Source organism: Methanotorris formicicus Mc-S-70 (genome assembly GCF_000243455.1).
In the GTDB taxonomy this organism is placed as follows: Archaea; AGJL01; Methanococci; order Methanococcales; family Methanococcaceae; genus Methanotorris; species Methanotorris formicicus.
In genome coordinates this window covers 25,315-40,497 of sequence record NZ_AGJL01000012.1, presented here as the reverse complement: position 1 = coordinate 40,497, position 15,183 = coordinate 25,315, and the positions used below count along the sequence as shown (strand labels likewise).

The 15,183-nt window shown below is 32.5% G+C and carries 23 protein-coding genes, 4 tRNA genes and 1 pseudogene; 17 read left to right on the top strand and 11 right to left on the bottom strand.

The window, feature by feature from the left end:
• Positions 1–98: 98 nt before the first annotated feature.
• The 4 genes from METFODRAFT_RS03310 to METFODRAFT_RS11365 form a co-directional block, all read right to left on the bottom strand.
• Positions 99–174 (bottom strand) — tRNA-Gly (locus METFODRAFT_RS03310).
• A 24-nt stretch (positions 175–198) separates the two neighbouring features.
• Positions 199–274: transfer RNA gene (locus METFODRAFT_RS03305), tRNA-Gly, on the bottom strand.
• A 401-nt stretch (positions 275–675) separates the two neighbouring features.
• Complete coding sequence (locus METFODRAFT_RS11370) at positions 676–825, bottom strand: hypothetical protein (protein WP_007044116.1); 150 nt, start codon at positions 823–825, stop codon at positions 676–678.
• Position 826: 1 nt separating this feature from the next.
• The gene (locus METFODRAFT_RS11365; RefSeq protein WP_245528895.1) at positions 827–1,147 is read right to left on the bottom strand and encodes a hypothetical protein; all 321 of its coding nucleotides are present in this window, start codon (positions 1,145–1,147) and stop codon (positions 827–829) included.
• Between the two features lie 311 nt (positions 1,148–1,458).
• Here METFODRAFT_RS11365 and METFODRAFT_RS03300 point away from each other — a divergent pair.
• The 13 genes and pseudogenes from METFODRAFT_RS03300 (at position 1,459) to METFODRAFT_RS03240 (ending at position 7,098) form a co-directional block, all read left to right on the top strand.
• Positions 1,459–1,547: transfer RNA gene (locus tag METFODRAFT_RS03300), tRNA-Ser, on the top strand.
• A gap of 66 nt (positions 1,548–1,613) precedes the next feature.
• Positions 1,614–2,072, top strand: a complete 459-nt coding sequence (locus tag METFODRAFT_RS03295) for a 30S ribosomal protein S13 (protein WP_007044115.1) — start codon at positions 1,614–1,616, stop codon at positions 2,070–2,072.
• Between the two features lie 128 nt (positions 2,073–2,200).
• Positions 2,201–2,758: a 30S ribosomal protein S4 gene (locus METFODRAFT_RS03290; RefSeq protein ID WP_007044114.1), complete on the top strand. Its 558-nt coding sequence runs from the start codon at positions 2,201–2,203 to the stop codon at positions 2,756–2,758.
• A 73-nt stretch (positions 2,759–2,831) separates the two neighbouring features.
• Positions 2,832–3,215: a 30S ribosomal protein S11 gene (locus tag METFODRAFT_RS03285; protein ID WP_007044113.1), complete on the top strand. Its 384-nt coding sequence runs from the start codon at positions 2,832–2,834 to the stop codon at positions 3,213–3,215.
• 38 nt (positions 3,216–3,253) lie between these two features.
• Positions 3,254–3,838, top strand: coding sequence for a DNA-directed RNA polymerase subunit D (locus METFODRAFT_RS03280; protein WP_007044112.1), 585 nt, complete (start codon positions 3,254–3,256; stop codon positions 3,836–3,838).
• 34 nt (positions 3,839–3,872) lie between these two features.
• Positions 3,873–4,238 (top strand): annotated as a pseudogene (locus tag METFODRAFT_RS03275) (50S ribosomal protein L18e); the annotation flags it as partial.
• Positions 4,239–4,299: 61 nt separating this feature from the next.
• The gene (locus tag METFODRAFT_RS03270; RefSeq protein ID WP_007044110.1) at positions 4,300–4,713 is read left to right on the top strand and encodes a 50S ribosomal protein L13; all 414 of its coding nucleotides are present in this window, start codon (positions 4,300–4,302) and stop codon (positions 4,711–4,713) included.
• A 13-nt stretch (positions 4,714–4,726) separates the two neighbouring features.
• Positions 4,727–5,134, top strand: a complete 408-nt coding sequence (locus METFODRAFT_RS03265) for a 30S ribosomal protein S9 (RefSeq protein WP_007044109.1) — start codon at positions 4,727–4,729, stop codon at positions 5,132–5,134.
• A gap of 58 nt (positions 5,135–5,192) precedes the next feature.
• Positions 5,193–5,417, top strand: a complete 225-nt coding sequence (locus METFODRAFT_RS03260; protein WP_007044108.1) for a DNA-directed RNA polymerase subunit N — start codon at positions 5,193–5,195, stop codon at positions 5,415–5,417.
• Positions 5,418–5,444: 27 nt separating this feature from the next.
• Positions 5,445–5,522: transfer RNA gene (locus METFODRAFT_RS03255), tRNA-Pro, on the top strand.
• A gap of 53 nt (positions 5,523–5,575) precedes the next feature.
• Complete coding sequence (locus tag METFODRAFT_RS03250; RefSeq protein ID WP_007044107.1) at positions 5,576–5,758, top strand: DNA-directed RNA polymerase subunit K; 183 nt, start codon at positions 5,576–5,578, stop codon at positions 5,756–5,758.
• A 46-nt stretch (positions 5,759–5,804) separates the two neighbouring features.
• On the top strand, positions 5,805–6,743 hold the full coding sequence (locus tag METFODRAFT_RS03245; protein WP_007044106.1) for a hypothetical protein: 939 nt from the start codon (positions 5,805–5,807) through the stop codon (positions 6,741–6,743).
• Positions 6,744–6,909: 166 nt separating this feature from the next.
• The gene (locus METFODRAFT_RS03240) at positions 6,910–7,098 is read left to right on the top strand and encodes a 4Fe-4S dicluster domain-containing protein (RefSeq protein ID WP_007044105.1); all 189 of its coding nucleotides are present in this window, start codon (positions 6,910–6,912) and stop codon (positions 7,096–7,098) included.
• Between the two features lie 10 nt (positions 7,099–7,108).
• On the opposite strand, the gene METFODRAFT_RS03235 is transcribed toward METFODRAFT_RS03240, so the two are convergent.
• The 7 genes from METFODRAFT_RS03235 to moaC form a co-directional block, all read right to left on the bottom strand.
• Complete coding sequence (locus tag METFODRAFT_RS03235; RefSeq protein WP_007044104.1) at positions 7,109–7,375, bottom strand: HypC/HybG/HupF family hydrogenase formation chaperone; 267 nt, start codon at positions 7,373–7,375, stop codon at positions 7,109–7,111.
• Between the two features lie 100 nt (positions 7,376–7,475).
• Positions 7,476–7,961, bottom strand: coding sequence for a YqaA family protein (locus METFODRAFT_RS03230; protein ID WP_007044103.1), 486 nt, complete (start codon positions 7,959–7,961; stop codon positions 7,476–7,478).
• A 1-nt stretch (position 7,962) separates the two neighbouring features.
• Complete coding sequence (locus METFODRAFT_RS03225) at positions 7,963–9,135, bottom strand: FAD-dependent oxidoreductase (protein ID WP_007044102.1); 1,173 nt, start codon at positions 9,133–9,135, stop codon at positions 7,963–7,965.
• 49 nt (positions 9,136–9,184) lie between these two features.
• The gene (cas6, locus tag METFODRAFT_RS03220) at positions 9,185–9,892 is read right to left on the bottom strand and encodes a CRISPR-associated endoribonuclease Cas6 (RefSeq protein ID WP_007044101.1); all 708 of its coding nucleotides are present in this window, start codon (positions 9,890–9,892) and stop codon (positions 9,185–9,187) included.
• 118 nt (positions 9,893–10,010) lie between these two features.
• Positions 10,011–11,261: a TldD/PmbA family protein gene (locus METFODRAFT_RS03215; protein WP_007044100.1), complete on the bottom strand. Its 1,251-nt coding sequence runs from the start codon at positions 11,259–11,261 to the stop codon at positions 10,011–10,013.
• Between the two features lie 164 nt (positions 11,262–11,425).
• The gene (locus tag METFODRAFT_RS03210) at positions 11,426–12,109 is read right to left on the bottom strand and encodes a segregation and condensation protein A (RefSeq protein WP_007044099.1); all 684 of its coding nucleotides are present in this window, start codon (positions 12,107–12,109) and stop codon (positions 11,426–11,428) included.
• A gap of 203 nt (positions 12,110–12,312) precedes the next feature.
• Positions 12,313–12,771 (bottom strand): cyclic pyranopterin monophosphate synthase MoaC, encoded by a 459-nt coding sequence (gene moaC, locus METFODRAFT_RS03205; protein WP_007044098.1) that lies wholly within the window; start codon positions 12,769–12,771, stop codon positions 12,313–12,315.
• 114 nt (positions 12,772–12,885) lie between these two features.
• Between moaC and METFODRAFT_RS10595 the strand changes: the two genes are divergently transcribed.
• The 4 genes from METFODRAFT_RS10595 (at position 12,886) to cyaB (ending at position 15,131) form a co-directional block, all read left to right on the top strand.
• A complete protein-coding gene (locus METFODRAFT_RS10595; protein ID WP_007043599.1) occupies positions 12,886–13,020 on the top strand; it encodes a transposase in 135 nt (44 codons plus the stop codon).
• Between the two features lie 368 nt (positions 13,021–13,388).
• Positions 13,389–14,120 (top strand): DUF2334 domain-containing protein, encoded by a 732-nt coding sequence (locus METFODRAFT_RS03200; protein WP_007044097.1) that lies wholly within the window; start codon positions 13,389–13,391, stop codon positions 14,118–14,120.
• Positions 14,121–14,144: 24 nt separating this feature from the next.
• Positions 14,145–14,579: an Rrf2 family transcriptional regulator gene (locus METFODRAFT_RS03195; RefSeq protein ID WP_007044096.1), complete on the top strand. Its 435-nt coding sequence runs from the start codon at positions 14,145–14,147 to the stop codon at positions 14,577–14,579.
• A 9-nt stretch (positions 14,580–14,588) separates the two neighbouring features.
• A complete protein-coding gene (cyaB, locus tag METFODRAFT_RS03190) occupies positions 14,589–15,131 on the top strand; it encodes a class IV adenylate cyclase (RefSeq protein WP_007044095.1) in 543 nt (180 codons plus the stop codon).
• The last annotated feature ends 52 nt before the right edge of the window (positions 15,132–15,183 follow it).

Sequence of the window (15,183 nt, the reverse complement as noted above, 5' to 3'; positions counted from 1 at the left end):
ATTAACGACTTTGCAAACTTGTATTAGCAAACCTTCCTTTGATTATGGTAGTAATACTCGGTTGTGTATATCTAATGCATATTCGGAGATACTGATAATGGTGCGCCGGTCGGGATTCGAACCCGAGTCGCTGGCTTGGAAGGCCAGAGTGATACCAGGCTACACCACCGGCGCACGAATAAACAAGCCCCAAATCACTGGTGCGGCCTCCGGGATTTGAACCCGGGGAACGGGCGTGGCAGGCCCGTATGTTACCAGACTACATCAAGGCCGCACTTTTTTACCATTTCAATCAGAGCAAACTATACAATGGAGAAACTAATATATAAACTTTTCGGTTGTATGGAGGTTGTTGTTGTATCCTGAAATTATTTCACCATAATTTTTCATACGCTAATCACCTCCTTATCACACTCTACACCATAATAAACTTCATAAGGAGTTTTAAAATTAAGAGAACGATGTGGTTTTACTCGATTATGCCAATCTACGAACTTTTCTAAACTATTGAACATATATAATCGATATTCAATTTCTCTATTTATCCTTTTAACTTTTCCTATTGTTTGGGATGTCTAACAGAGGTTCTTATATGCAAAATCCGATTTTCCAGTAGAAACTTCTGGAATTTAGATACTCCTCCTCTCGTAGGAACGAATTGAGTTCCATTATCGGTTAATATCTTTTTAGATTTCCCATACTTTTTAAAGCAGAAATTACAACGTCTGATGTCGCTTCTTCATACAACTTAACATGTAAGATATATCTACTATGGTCGTCTATTATTAGCAGTAGGTAATATCTAATTTTACTAATATCTACCATTTTAAAATCCATATGCATAGTTCGTAGGTTTTAAGACGTTGAATCGCTTTGGCTTCTTTTTCTTCTTTCGTGGTTGTGTTATGCCCATCTCTTTTAGTATAGTATATATACGATTATGTGGGATGTGTATATTATGCCTACGTTCTATATACTTCTCTAAATGAACGGGACTCGTTAGCTTACATTTCGGCAAAGCATTTAAGACCAATTCGATAGTTTCTTTATCTATGTTCCTTGGCTTTCTACCTCTACGTTTTAATTCGGGAATTCTTCCAGTTTCCCGATACTCTCTCCATATCTGCTGAACCCTACGTTCGGATATATTTAGTTTCTTTGCTATAACTTTCGTTCTCTTTCCATCTAATTATTTTTCGAATTTTCTTCTGGTTTAGTTTCACCCCTCTCATATTTTTACGAGTGTTATCATTCGAATATTTATAATTATCATGTGCGAAATAATTTCGGGATACCACATATTACCGAAAAGGATATATATCCCTTTAAATAATATTTGAAAACATATATGAAACACGAAGAACGGGGAAATCAGTAGGCTAGGGATTTAAGTATATAAATCCATCATATCGAAACATATTTATATCGCATAGTGTAAAATAAAGTATGCTTTTTTGAGCAGAGGTAGCCTAGCCCGGCCAAGGCGTGGGACTGGAAATCCCATGGGGCTCGGCCCCGCGGGGGTTCAAATCCCCCCCTCTGCGCCACTGATTTTCCCGTTCTTTTTAACAAATTTATTTTTATAAACACGATTATTCTTTGGAGGTGCAACATTGACCCAAGAACAGACAGATTTTAAATACTTAATTAGGATATCCAGAACAGATATAGATGGTAAAAAGCCACTAGCACGTGCTTTACAAGAGATATATGGTATTGGGGAAGCAATAACTAAGGCTATAATTAGAGTGGCAAAATTAGATGAAAAAAAATTAGCAGGTTACTTAACAGATGAAGAAGTTAAAAAGATTGAGGAAATTCTCAGTGATCCTGCTAAATTTGGAATTCCATCATGGATGTTCAACAGAAAAAAAGATTACTACACTGGAGAAGACAAACACATAATCGAATCAGATTTAACCATTGCTATACAAGAAGACATCAACAGATTGAAGAAAATCAGATGCTACAGAGGTATAAGACACGAATTAGGATTGCCATGTAGAGGACAAAGAACAAAAAGTACATTCAGAAGAGGTCAAACTGTTGGAGTTTCCAGAAGGAAGAAGTAATGGTTCATTAATTTCCAAAAAATTAATTATAAAACATCTCTTAATTTTTTAATTGCATATGTATAATTAAGAAATTATGGAATCAAACACGAATCAACATTAAAAACGTCAAATAGAAGGTGAAATCGATGGGAGATCCAAAAAAACCAAGAAAAAAATATGACACTCCAAACCACCCTTGGATTAAAGAAAGAATTGAAAGAGAACATGAATTATGTGGGAGATATGGTTTAGTTAATAAAAGAGAGGTTTGGAAAGCAGAAACAAAATTAAGAAACTACAGAAGGCAGGCAAGAAGATTGATTAGCGATACAACAGAGCAAGGTGCAAGGGAAGCACAACAATTATTCAACGTATTAAAAAGATATGGTATACTTAAAAAAGAAAATCCAACATTAGATGATATCCTTGCATTAACAATTGAAGATATCTTAGAGAGAAGATTGCAAACAATTGTATTTAGAAAAGGTTTAGCAAGAACAATAAAACAGGCAAGGCAGTTAATTGTCCACGGACATATTGCGGTAAACGGAAGAAAAGTTACAGCCCCAAGTTATATGGTCACAGTTGATGAAGAAGATGCTATTGACTACACACCAAATTCACCATTCAGCTCTAAAGATCACCCTGAAAGGGCAAAAATTACTGTTGAAACTGAAGAAAGTCAAGAACAAGTTTCTCAATAAGTAATTTTTAATTTTTTTAAAATTATTAATAATTTTTGATTGGGTAAAAAAATAGGATTCAAGGTGGTTATTAATGGTTGAAAAAGTCGAAAGGTGGGGAGTTGTCCACATATACGCGTCATACAACAACACAATACTCCATGTCACCGATATAACTGGAGCAGAAACAATTGCGAGAATTTCTGGTGGTATGATAGTAAAAAACCAAAGAGATGAGGCTTCACCTTACGCAGCAATGCAGGCTGCATTTAAAATAGCAGAGATTTTAAAAGAGAGAGGCATTGAAGCAGTTCACGTAAAAGTTAGGGCTCCAGGTGGACACAAATCAAGAACACCAGGTCCTGGAGCACAGGCAGCAATAAGGGCATTGGCAAGAGCAGGAATCAGAATTGGAAGAATTGAGGATGTCACACCAATCCCACACGATGGTACAACACCAAGGAAGAGTAGGAGGTAAATTGCTAATTTCTTTCGTTCTGTTTGGGGTGATGTAGTTTGATTAATATTAAAGAAAAAGAAAAAACCAAAATAGGGGAAATCTTTAAATTCACATTAAAAGCCCCTATATCATTTTCAAATGCCATAAGAAGAATTATGATCTCTGAAGTTCCAACTTATGCCATCGAAAACGTCTATGTCCATGAAAATACATCATCCATGCATGATGAAATCTTGGCCCATAGGTTGGGATTAATACCAATCAAAGGGAAACCTGTTAGTGAAGATGAAGTCATAACCTTTACTTTAATTAAAGAAGGGCCCTGCACAGTTTATTCATCTGATTTAAAATCTGAAAATGGGGAAGTTGTATTCAAAAATATACCAATAATAAAATTAAGAGAGGGGCAAAGGATAGAACTCGTATGTGAGGCAACTGTTGGTATTGGGAAGATTCATGCTAAATGGCAACCTTGTAATGCCACCTACAAACAAATTAGCGATGATGAGGTTGAGTTTTTAGTTGAGTCCTTTGGTAATATGGATCCAGAAGATATATTAAAGACATCTGTTGAAATATTAAAAAATAAAGCAGAGGTATTTTTATCAGAACTTGAGGCATCAAATCTCAAAGAAGATTAAGTTTTATTAACTTCCTAAAAAAAGGAAACACGGTGAGATAATGAAAATAAAAGCCACAAACCCAAAACTCGTTGAATTAATAAAGGTATTGAAAGAGGAATCCTATAAAAATAACGCTAAGATTTGGAAGGATATTGCAAGAAGATTGGCAAAACCTGCAAGAAATAGGGCAGAAGTAAATGTTAGTAAAATAAACAGATACACAAAAGAAGGAGACGTTGTTATAGTCCCTGGTAAAGTTTTAGGTGCTGGAGCAATAAGTCATAAGGTTACAGTTGCTGCATTTGCATTCTCAAAGACTGCTAAAGAAATCATTGAGTCAGTAGGCGGAAGATGCATAACAATTGAAGAATTAATTAAAGAAAATCCAAAAGGTTCAAAAGTGAAAATTATGGCATAATATTATTTATTTAAATTTTTAAATTTATTTTATTTTAGAAAAAACACGTATAGGTGGAATTATGGTAGTAGTAAATGCAGAAAATGCTGTTGTTGGGAGATTAGCATCATACGTAGCAAAAATGGCACTAAAAGGGGAAGAGGTTATTATTGTCAATGCTGAGAAGGCAATTATTACAGGAAACAGAGAATACATACTTAAAAAATACTTACAAAAAAGAATGAGAAAAAGCAAAACAAACCCAAGAAGAATGGGTCCAAAATATCCAAGAAGACCAGACGATATCGTAAGGAGAGTCATTAGAGGAATGCTTCCATACAAAAAACCAAAAGGAAGAGAGGCATTTAAAAGGGTTAAGGTTTATGTTGGGGTTCCAGAAGGATTGAACATTGATGTAAACATGGTTCACAAGCCAAACACAAATAAATATATAACAGTTGAAGAGTTAAGTAAGTGGTTAGGTGCAAAATTCTAAATGAGGTGATTAAATGAAAATTGTCCATACTGTTGGTAAAAGAAAAACTGCCATTGCGAGAGCGACTGCAAGGCCTGGAAAAGGTAGAATAAGGATAAATAAAGTTCCAATTGAATTAATTGAGCCAAAATACAAAAGAATGAAGTTAATGGAACCTATTATCTTAGCAGGGGAAGAAGTTATAAAACAAATGGATATTGATGTCGTTGTTAAAGGCGGAGGAATTATGGGGCAGATGGATGCTGCAAGAACCGCAATTGGTAAGGTAATTGTTGGATTCACAGGAGATCCAAAAATAAAAGAGAAATTCCTTGCTTACGATAGAACCCTCCTTGTTAGTGATGCAAGAAGAACAGAGCCTCACAAACCAAGTAGGTCAACAAAAGGTCCAAGAGCAAAAAGACAAAAATCTTACAGATAAATTATTTATTTACTTTTTAATTTTTAGTTGTTTTTTTTAAAAGAATTAATATTTGGTGATGAATGTGATATTTCCAGTTAGGTGTTTTTCTTGTGGAAATGTTATATCTGAGGTTTATGAAGAGTATGTTAAGAGAATTCTCAATGGGGAGAATCCAAAAGATATTTTAGATGATTTAGGAATTAGGAAATATTGCTGTAGAAGGATGTTTATTTCCCATAAAATTGACGAAATGGGTAGGGAACTTATCGATGATATTATGGAACATGATAATACGGTATAATTTGTTTATTTTAATTTTTGGGTATGGGGGGCCGTGGGGTAGCCTGGTCCATCCTGTGCGTCTGGGGGGCGTGCGACCCGAGTTCAAATCTCGGCGGCCCCACCATTTATTATTTTCACCCAATATAAAACCCAAAATAACATGTAGTGGTGATTTTGATGAGGTTAACAAAATTCGAAGTTGCAAGGGTATTAGGTGCAAGGGCAATGCAGATTTCAGAAGGTGCCCTTATAACAATAGAAACCGATAAATCATCAACATTGGATATAGCGATGGAAGAGATAAAAAAAGGTATGGTTCCTTTGAGAGTAAAAAGGCCAAAAATTGGTTTTGAAGAATAATTATATTAACTTATTTTTTAAAATACCAATTTTAAAGGGGATATATGTGGAAAACACGACTATTATTGAAAGAATTACTGCAAAAAAAGTATTCAAAGGTTCAAAAATTAAAGTAATGATAACAACGGTTACAAACACAAGTATTGGTTATGATATAATAGATACGGAAAACCCAGATTATGTTATCTCAGATGTAGAGAATGTTATAGCACCGGAGTTGGTGGGATATCCAGCATCAAACCAAGATTTTATAGATTCACTAATATGCAACGTTTCTGTTGATGATACAAGGACAACAATGGGAGTTTCTATAAGTGTAGCAAGATCTGCAGCAAATAGTATGGATATTCCATTGTTTAAGCATTTAGGCGGGGCTTTAATAACTGAGTTACCTATTGTTGGATGTTCTTTACTCTCTGATAAGGAGGATAATAAGTTAATTGCAATTCCTATGGTGGATTCTATTGGGGAAATTGTACTTATTTATGATAAGATTTTGAATAGATTATCTGATATTTATGAAGTTAGAAACATGAGTGGAGAATTTGTTTGTGAAGATGTATTTAATGAGATAAATACATTTAAATCAATTATAGAGAATATTAAAGAAGAAGAGGACGTTGAAATTTTGGTTGGGGGAAGAATAACAAGGTATGATGAAAGAGTAAATGAATTGGATTACTTGGAGTGTGATGAACTCGTGGAATTTGATGGATTTCTTTGTGTAGATGGAGTGTATGAAGAAGCAGATTTCTCAAAGATAAATCCTTATGAAATGGGGACTATAACTGAAATGTATTATTATATAAATTATATCTTAGAAAAAGGTGTATATCCTACAATATTTGGAAACAACTCCTCATTCTCACATATTGGTGTGGGATTTAAAGTTCCCTTTTTGAGGGCAGATATCGGCTCAAATGTGCTAAATGAATTGTGGAATATAGAGAGAAGTTTGAGTAATCCAAATGTTAGGAGGTTTTAGTTTTTAAGAGAGGATTCATCTTAATGTAATTTTTAATATATGAAAAATTCTGCAAATTCTCTTTTTTCTTTATTATTAAAAAATTTTTATAGTAAAGCTTATATATCCAAAAGTACCATTTTTATTTTTTGTATTTATAATCTACAATAAATTAAAAGGTGATAAGATGGCTGTAACAATCGACTACTCAAAATGTAAAGGCCCAGAATGTGCAGAATGTGTAAATACATGCCCAATGGAAGTATTTGAGATTCAAGGGGATAAAGTTGTTGTTGCAAAAGAGGATGAATGCACATACTGTGGGGTTTGTGAAGACGTCTGTCCAACAAAAGCAATAAAGGTAACTCAAGAATAAAAGAGTTAATTTATTCTTTTATTTTTCCCTCTTCTTTATCCATTTCTTCTAAAGCATTAAACAGTTCTTCCCATGTTTCTAAACTTAGTTTTGCGTCTTCTTCACTCATGACTTCAAGTGCATAACCTGTATGAATTAGGATGTAATCCCCTACTTTTACATTTTCTAATAGTGCTAATTTTGCCTTTTGTTTAACTCCTTTATACTCCGCTATCGCATATTTCTCTCCATCTTCTTCAATGATTTCGATAACTTTGCATGGAATTGCTAAACACATAACATCACCAAAAAAGAATTTTTTATATTGTTTTATTGCTAAATTAAGTTATATCTTATTTAATATAAAATTCTGTTTATGAATTTTTTAGTATTTAGTATTAAAATGGAAGATGGTTTTTTATTGGTAAAATAAATGGTAAAACAGCCAAGCCATGTTTAATCATCCTACTCAAAAACACTGCAACCATATACTTTTTAAATGGCATGTTGAACATTCCACAAACCCAACATATTATCTCAAATGGGATTGGGGTAAAACTTACAACAATAACTCCCATAACTCCCCATTTTTTTAAAAACTTTTCCCCTTTTTTTAACTTTTCTTCTTCAAATAACTTCAATGCCAACTTTTCCCCGTATCTTACTGCAAGATGATAGGTTATTATAGCCCCGAGATTGCAGGCGAGTGTGGAAACAATTAAAACCAACTTCCAATCAAGACCCAAAAGAATACCACTAATTATAAAAATCTCTGTTGGAACTGGCTGAAAAATTGGCTCAGAAAACCCTATTAAAAAAATGCCTAAGTAACCATACTTATTAACGAGAGTTAGCCCCATTTCTTTAAATATTTCAAAATCCATTTTATCCCAAAATCATCTTATAGAATGCATCTGTAGATGGATGTATTTCCCTAAAATCATCATAAACATCAATACCTTTAATATATTGTGTAAAGTAAGGAACTACCTCTGAAATTGGAGATATTGTTATCGCTCCAACAACTCTACCACTTTCATAATAAATCCTTGTCATTCCAACATTCTTATTTAATACCTTGAAGTAATTTTCCTTCCCAGTGGGATTTGGTAGAGTTTCGTGCCTTTTTGTTATCTCCCCAACAACCGCTATATTTAATGACATTCTTATGACATAGGGTATTAAATTGTAATTTGGTTTTATTAAGTTTTTGTTATTAATTTCATTGAATATATTATTTGCCACAACCCTTCCTTCCATTCTTGCTATTGGAGTCAATCCTCCTTTAACACAATCTCCACATGCATAGACGTTTTCTTTACCAATAACCCTCAAATATTCATCAGTTTGAAATCTTGTCCTCCCACCTATTGCAATAATCTTTGCATCAAAATCATCATTTATAAGTTTGTTCCCCAATTTCTCATTACCTTCCACTATTTTAAAATTTACTATCTTTTTGTAAATATAGTCCCTAATATCCTCATCGTTAATCATCTTTAAAAATTTTGAACGTGCATAAACAACAACTTCACTTCCAAATGTTGAAAATATGGGGGCGTATTCAGCAGCAACCACACTCCCTCCAACAATTAAAACTCTCTCTGGAAGTTCTTTTAGTAATGGAATATCTTTGTATGTCAAAAATCCTTCATCGTATGGATTAGAGATTTTCCTTCCAGTAGCATATACAACATAATCATAATCTTTTTCATATTCTTCTTTAAACTCTTCATTTTTTATTGATACTCCTGCATCTTCGGTTTCTCTCTTTAATTTATCCCTTATTTTATCTTGAATCTTGGATATTTTCTTTTGCAATTCTTTAAATGAAATTATATCCTCCAATTTTATTTTTTCATTTTTTAGGACATTGAGGTTCTCAATAATATCCGCCATCTCCCTAAGGCCTGTTATGTAAGTGCAACCATAGTTTAAGCATGTCCCCCCAATTTTGTCTTTTTCATAAAGTTCCACATCAAAACCTTTCTTAGCCAATTCCATAGAGGATATTCTTCCAGATGGCCCTCCTCCAACAACGGCAATTTTATACACCATATCACCAATTTATCTGAAATTTGTTTTTTATAATCATAATAACCACAAATTATATATTTACTACCATTCCAAAACCCATGGAATTTTTCTCCCCAAATCCACAATCATAACCAAACTTTATTAACTCATAATCCCCCCAAATCCTAAACACCATTTCAGAACATTTATGGTAGGTATTTTTAATCCCCATCCTCTTTGGTCTATGGTTCAAAACTTCAAATTCAAAATCCAAATCACATTTTTTATTATGAAACATTTCATACTTTCTCTTTAAGTTCTTTTTTAAGTTTTCGTAGAACTTTGAATTGTTTGGTAATAAGTCATAGATCTTTTTCCCTTTTTCAGTGTTAACCAGTGTTTTTAAATATATGGGGGAAAGTGTCTTTAAAACTTCAAATTTTTCTGGTGTTGGCAACATCTTTGCCTTTTTTACAAAAAACTCTATACTTTCAACTTTTAGCACACCATCCTCAAGTAATCCGCCTATAAAATTTTCCAAAAACTCAGCACTTGGGGATGAGATATATAGGTTAACTTTCCCATCAACTGTTTCAATCCCTTCTCTTTTAATCATTCTTTTTCTGATTTGTAATAATGAGAATGTAAAAAACTTAAATTTTTGGTAGTTGTGCAACTTATTGGCATATTCCGGATTGGATGAATGAATTTTATTGTACAATGCCGATGCTAAGTAATATTGGTGGTTGTAAGGAATTGTTGTAAATGCCTCAGTTTCTAATTTTAACTCAATTCTCATAATACCTACCTCAAATTCTATATTTTTAATACAGTTAAAGACATTTAAATTGGCAACAAAAACACAATAGAAATAAAATTTCAAAAATATCAAATTAAAAACAATTAAAAAATCTAACCTATCCAACTATGTGTCCTTTTATAACCAATGAAGGAGAAATCAGCCTTCCTCTCTGTTCAACATCATCTAATGGTATCGCCTCCTTTAAACACTCAAAGATGTTCCCAGACAAAAGACCTTTTTTAATAGGAATCTCCTCTCCATTTTTGACCATAAATGCATTTTGAACCTCAACTACAAAGTCTCCTGTTATTGGATTTGATGTGTGGGAGCCAATAACTCCATTCACATAAACATAGTTGTCAAAGTTCTCCAATTTATCCACAGACTCAATGATGAAGTTTGATGGGGATATATATGGGAGAGAACTATAGCCCCTCATCCCATTTCCTGTGCAATCTCTATCTTCAATATTTGCCCTTTTTATATCATACAAATAACTCTTTAACACCCCATTCTCAACCAAAACTGTCCTTTTTGTTGGGCAACCTTCCCCATCCACTTTTGATGAGTGATTTGCATTGTCTAATGTTCCATCATCTATTATGGTTATATTCTCCCCAAATACTTCTTCTCCTAACTTATCCTTTAAAACAGATCTATTTCTCTGCACATTTTCTGCACTAAATGAAGGTATTAATGTGTACGCTAAGAGAGAACTCAATGCTCTTGGACTTAACATAATTTCTCCTTCGTAGGTTATCGTTTTCCCATTTGCTGATTTCTTTGCTAATTCAACAGATTTTTTTGCTATATTTTCTACATCAAATATTTTTGTTTTCGTTAAGCCCTCATAACCAGTCTCATTTTCATATATAACAGATAAATATGCGGAATAATAAGTAAATTCCTCCTCAACATCAACCCCATTGGAATTAACTATTCTATTGTATTCATAACTCTTAGAAACTCCTCCACCAGTTACAATAACACCTTCATCCTTTGCAATATCTCTCATTAAAATCAAATCACCTAACATTTCTTCCTCACTCAATTCCAAAACATCTTTGTAAAAAATCCCCTTTGGTTCCTTAAACTTTTCTTTTTCTGCAAATGAAACAAACTTATCTTCAACTAAATTTTTCATTGCTTTATATACTACCTCAGTATCCTCTTTTTTTGAATATGCAAAACCAATCTTACTATTTTTTATGACTCTAACTCCAATCCCAAAGTCCTTTGACAACTCTACACTATCTACACTTTCCCCATCTAAATCAATTGATGAAGAAATTCCTTTTGAAATAAAAATCTCAACTTCAAATCCTTCCTTTTCTCCAATGTTCATGATTTTCTCTATAATGTCCATTTAATCACCTTTTATTCCTTTAATTTAATAATCAAATCGCAACCTTTTAAAAAGGTAGCATCCAAACGGGATAGAGTATGATTGTATGCGAATTTTTTAATGATTATTTAAACCATAACTAATTTTAAATCGCTCAACATCCTCTCTGGGGTTTTTATTGTCCATTATTCCTTTAATTTAACAATTAAATCCTCAAATAACTCCTCCTGAATAAGTTCAACCTTTCCATCATTAGCCAAATATAATGAGGGGAGGAAATACTTAACTTTATCCTCTTTTGACGAGAACTTTTTTTGAAATACCATGATTTTTTCCCTTCTTAAGTCATCCAAAAGTTTTTCAATAATATCAGAAATATCGTCCTCTTCAATCAACTCTTCAACAATATCCTGCACATCCTCTAAAATTACAGATTTTTTATTGCTTTTGCTTTTTTTTATTTTCTTCTTTTTTACCTTTTCCAGTTCATCCTTCAATGTCTTTATCAAATCATCTAAGGTTATTTTTTCTTTATTAACCTTTGCTGGTGGTCTTCTCACTGGCGGGGTTATCTTTACATCTTCATTATCTTCATCATAATTATAGTAATCATCATAATCCTCATAAAATTCATCCCCATATTCTTCATTGGCAATCTCACATTCACCATAAAGTACCTCCGACTTCATTCTCAGCAAAATCCCCCCAACAAGAATAACATCGGCAGATAACCTTATATCAAATCTTTTAAGTTCCTTTATTTTGCCCATATACAAATCAGCAATCTCCGCTATATTTATATTCCAGGGATCTATGTTCTTTTTTTCTATACTTTCTTTTATCATCCTAATCCACAATTCAAACTCCATAAAACCACCACTGACTGAAGACATAGTCGTTTGCGTTATAAATGACCGTATCTTTCATAAAATTAAAGAGTATGATTGGGTATTATTTGGAATTTTGCCCTTAATTATTGTTCTTTCAAAAATTTGTTGTGATTGAATAAAAGCAGAGAATTTCACAAACAACTATACAACACCACTTTACCAAATAAAACATTAAACATTATTCATTTTTTAACCTTTTTCACAACCCTTATTCCATAGATTTCGGTGTTTGGATACCCTCCATTTTCATCCTTCTCCACACTTTTAACCATATCCCATATTGTTAATAAAGCAATAGAAACCCCAGTCAATGCTTCCATCTCAATGCCTGTTTTGTAGGTTGTCTTTACTTCAACTGTTGTCTTAATTTTGTCGTCAAAAATCTCAAAATCAACTTTAACAGAAGTTATGGGCAAAGGATGGCATGCTGGAATTAAGTTGGGGGTGTTTTTAACCCCCATCATCGCTGCTATTTGTGCGGTTGTTAGAACATCCCCCTTAACAATTTCATTCTTCTTTATCAACTCTATTGTGGATGATTTCAATTTTATATATCCCTCTGCAACACACACTCTCTCAACATCTTCTTTTTTTGAAATATCGACCATTTTAACTCCTTTTTCATCAACATGAGTTAGCATACTATCACCAAAATGATAATAAGAAATATATATCCATATTAATGTACACTCATCTTCACTTACAATTACATATATAAATAATAATTATAAATAATAATCGCAATATATAATCTTATGAGCGTCGAAGTATATAAGTTATTCATACCAAAGGATGAGGAGTGTATTGCAATTATAAGGGAGATTAGATGGAGTGATAGATATACTTGCCCATATTGTGGTTCGAAAGATGTTGTAAAGATACAGATGTAATTCGTGTAAAAGACACTTTAACGACCTAACTGGAACTATATTCGCTAAAAGGCGAATACCTTTAGGAGAGATGTTTTACATAAAAAGATTTCTAATCATTTAACAGTTAATCACGCATCGAGGGAATACTCTAACGGAATATAACTGCGAATGCTTCCATTCGATAATCAAACCTTATCTAAGAAAACATCGAGGCATTAGTCGAAAAAAATCTCCACCTATATGTAAACTTCTATACATTTATATGCAACTATAAATCGAATTGGTTCTCTGAATTACTTATAATCATGTTAGGTAATGATACTTGAAGATGAGCGAAATGTAATAAGTTTTTTGATTTAAAAGGTGGGATATTGAGATTGCTCTATATGCTACTTCCGATTTTACTTATATTTGGCATTTACAAAGTTATATATATAGATGAAAAGATAAACTTAAATACCAAACCCCCGAATTTTAAAAATAATGTATATACCCACAAACCCATAATCTTAGTGCATGACGTGAGTCCCCTGTACTATAATGAGTTGAAGGAAATTGTGAAGATAATAGATAAATACCACTATCAAAATAGAACATATTTATTTGTCATAGTAAACCACAACAATAGATACAATTTAAAAAATTATCCGAAATTTGTTGAGTTTCTTCATAAATTGGAAGATAAAGGATACCATATCGAACTGCATGGCTACAACCATATAGATGGTGAATTTAACTGCAATAAAGAGGTTGCAAAAGAAAAAATTAAAAAATCATTGGAAATATTGAATGCTTGTGGATTTAATAATATATCTTATATCATACCACCAAGATACGAAGTTTCAAAGGATGCTGAAAATGTTATGCTATCCTACAACTTAACAATTATAACGAAGAATTATATTATAACAAAAACAGGAAAGATTCCAATAGAAAATAGGGAATATACATGGTATTTACCAAAAAGTTTTACAGGAATTGTGTTTCCTATAGCGGAATTTGATTATAAAATGTCTAAATACTTATTCTATCTCTCAATACATCCAAAGAGTATAAACTATGGAGGAGGAATTGAATTTTTAGATGAGTTTTTAAATCAGACAACCATAACAAAATAAACAAATATTTTCAAAAGTGAAAAGATGAAGGTTAGCGGATTAACAAAAGAGATTATGGAACTTTTAAAAACCTACTCAACAACAAAGGAGATTGCAGAAAAATTAAATATGCATCCAAAAAATATAGATAGACATATAAGAACTTTGAGGGATTTGGGGTTAGTTGAGACAAAAAAAGGGAAAAAAGGGGGAATAAAATTAACAAAAGATGGCAGATATCTGATTGAAAAGGGGGAGATAAACTTATCAATAATAAAAGTGCAGATTATAGCAAAGGATAGGATTGGCTTGTTGGCAGAGATAACATCAAAGATATCAGAAATAAATGGTAATATATTATCAACAACACTCGAAAAGGATAATGAAGATGTAATAATTTGGCTTGTTATTGAGAATGTAGATATTGATGAGTTGAGGGAGAAACTAAAAGATACCGTTAAAAAATTGATAATTCTTTAAGGTGGTTTTATGATAGAGGTTGAGATAAAGGCAAAGATAAATGAAGATGAACTGGAAAACATAAAAAAAATATTAAAAGACCTTGGATTTGAAAAGAAAGAGGTTAAAGAACAAGTAGATATTTATTTTAATGGGATTGATAGGGATTTTGCAAAGACGGATGAGGCGTTGAGGATAAGAAAAGAAAACAACTTATGGTTTATAACCTATAAAGGTCCAAAAATTGACAAAATATCAAAAACGAGAGAGGAGATTGAGGTTAAAATAGAAAATGGGTATAAAATGGAAAAAATCCTTGAAAAATTGGGATTCAAAAAAGTTCCACCAATAAGGAAGATTAGGGAGATATACAAAAAAGGAGATATTGAGGTATCTATTGACAATGTTGATGGTGTAGGGCTTTATTTGGAGTTAGAAAAAACTATTAAAGATGAAAAAGAAAAAGACACTACCTTAAATCTACTCATGAATATACTGAAAAGTTTAAATATAAGTTCAGACAGATTAGAAAGAAAGTCATATTTAGAATTGCTACATAAGAGAGGATGCTGAACAATAAAATCTTTTTCTAAAAAGTTTTGACCATATTCGACTGTGGAGGGAA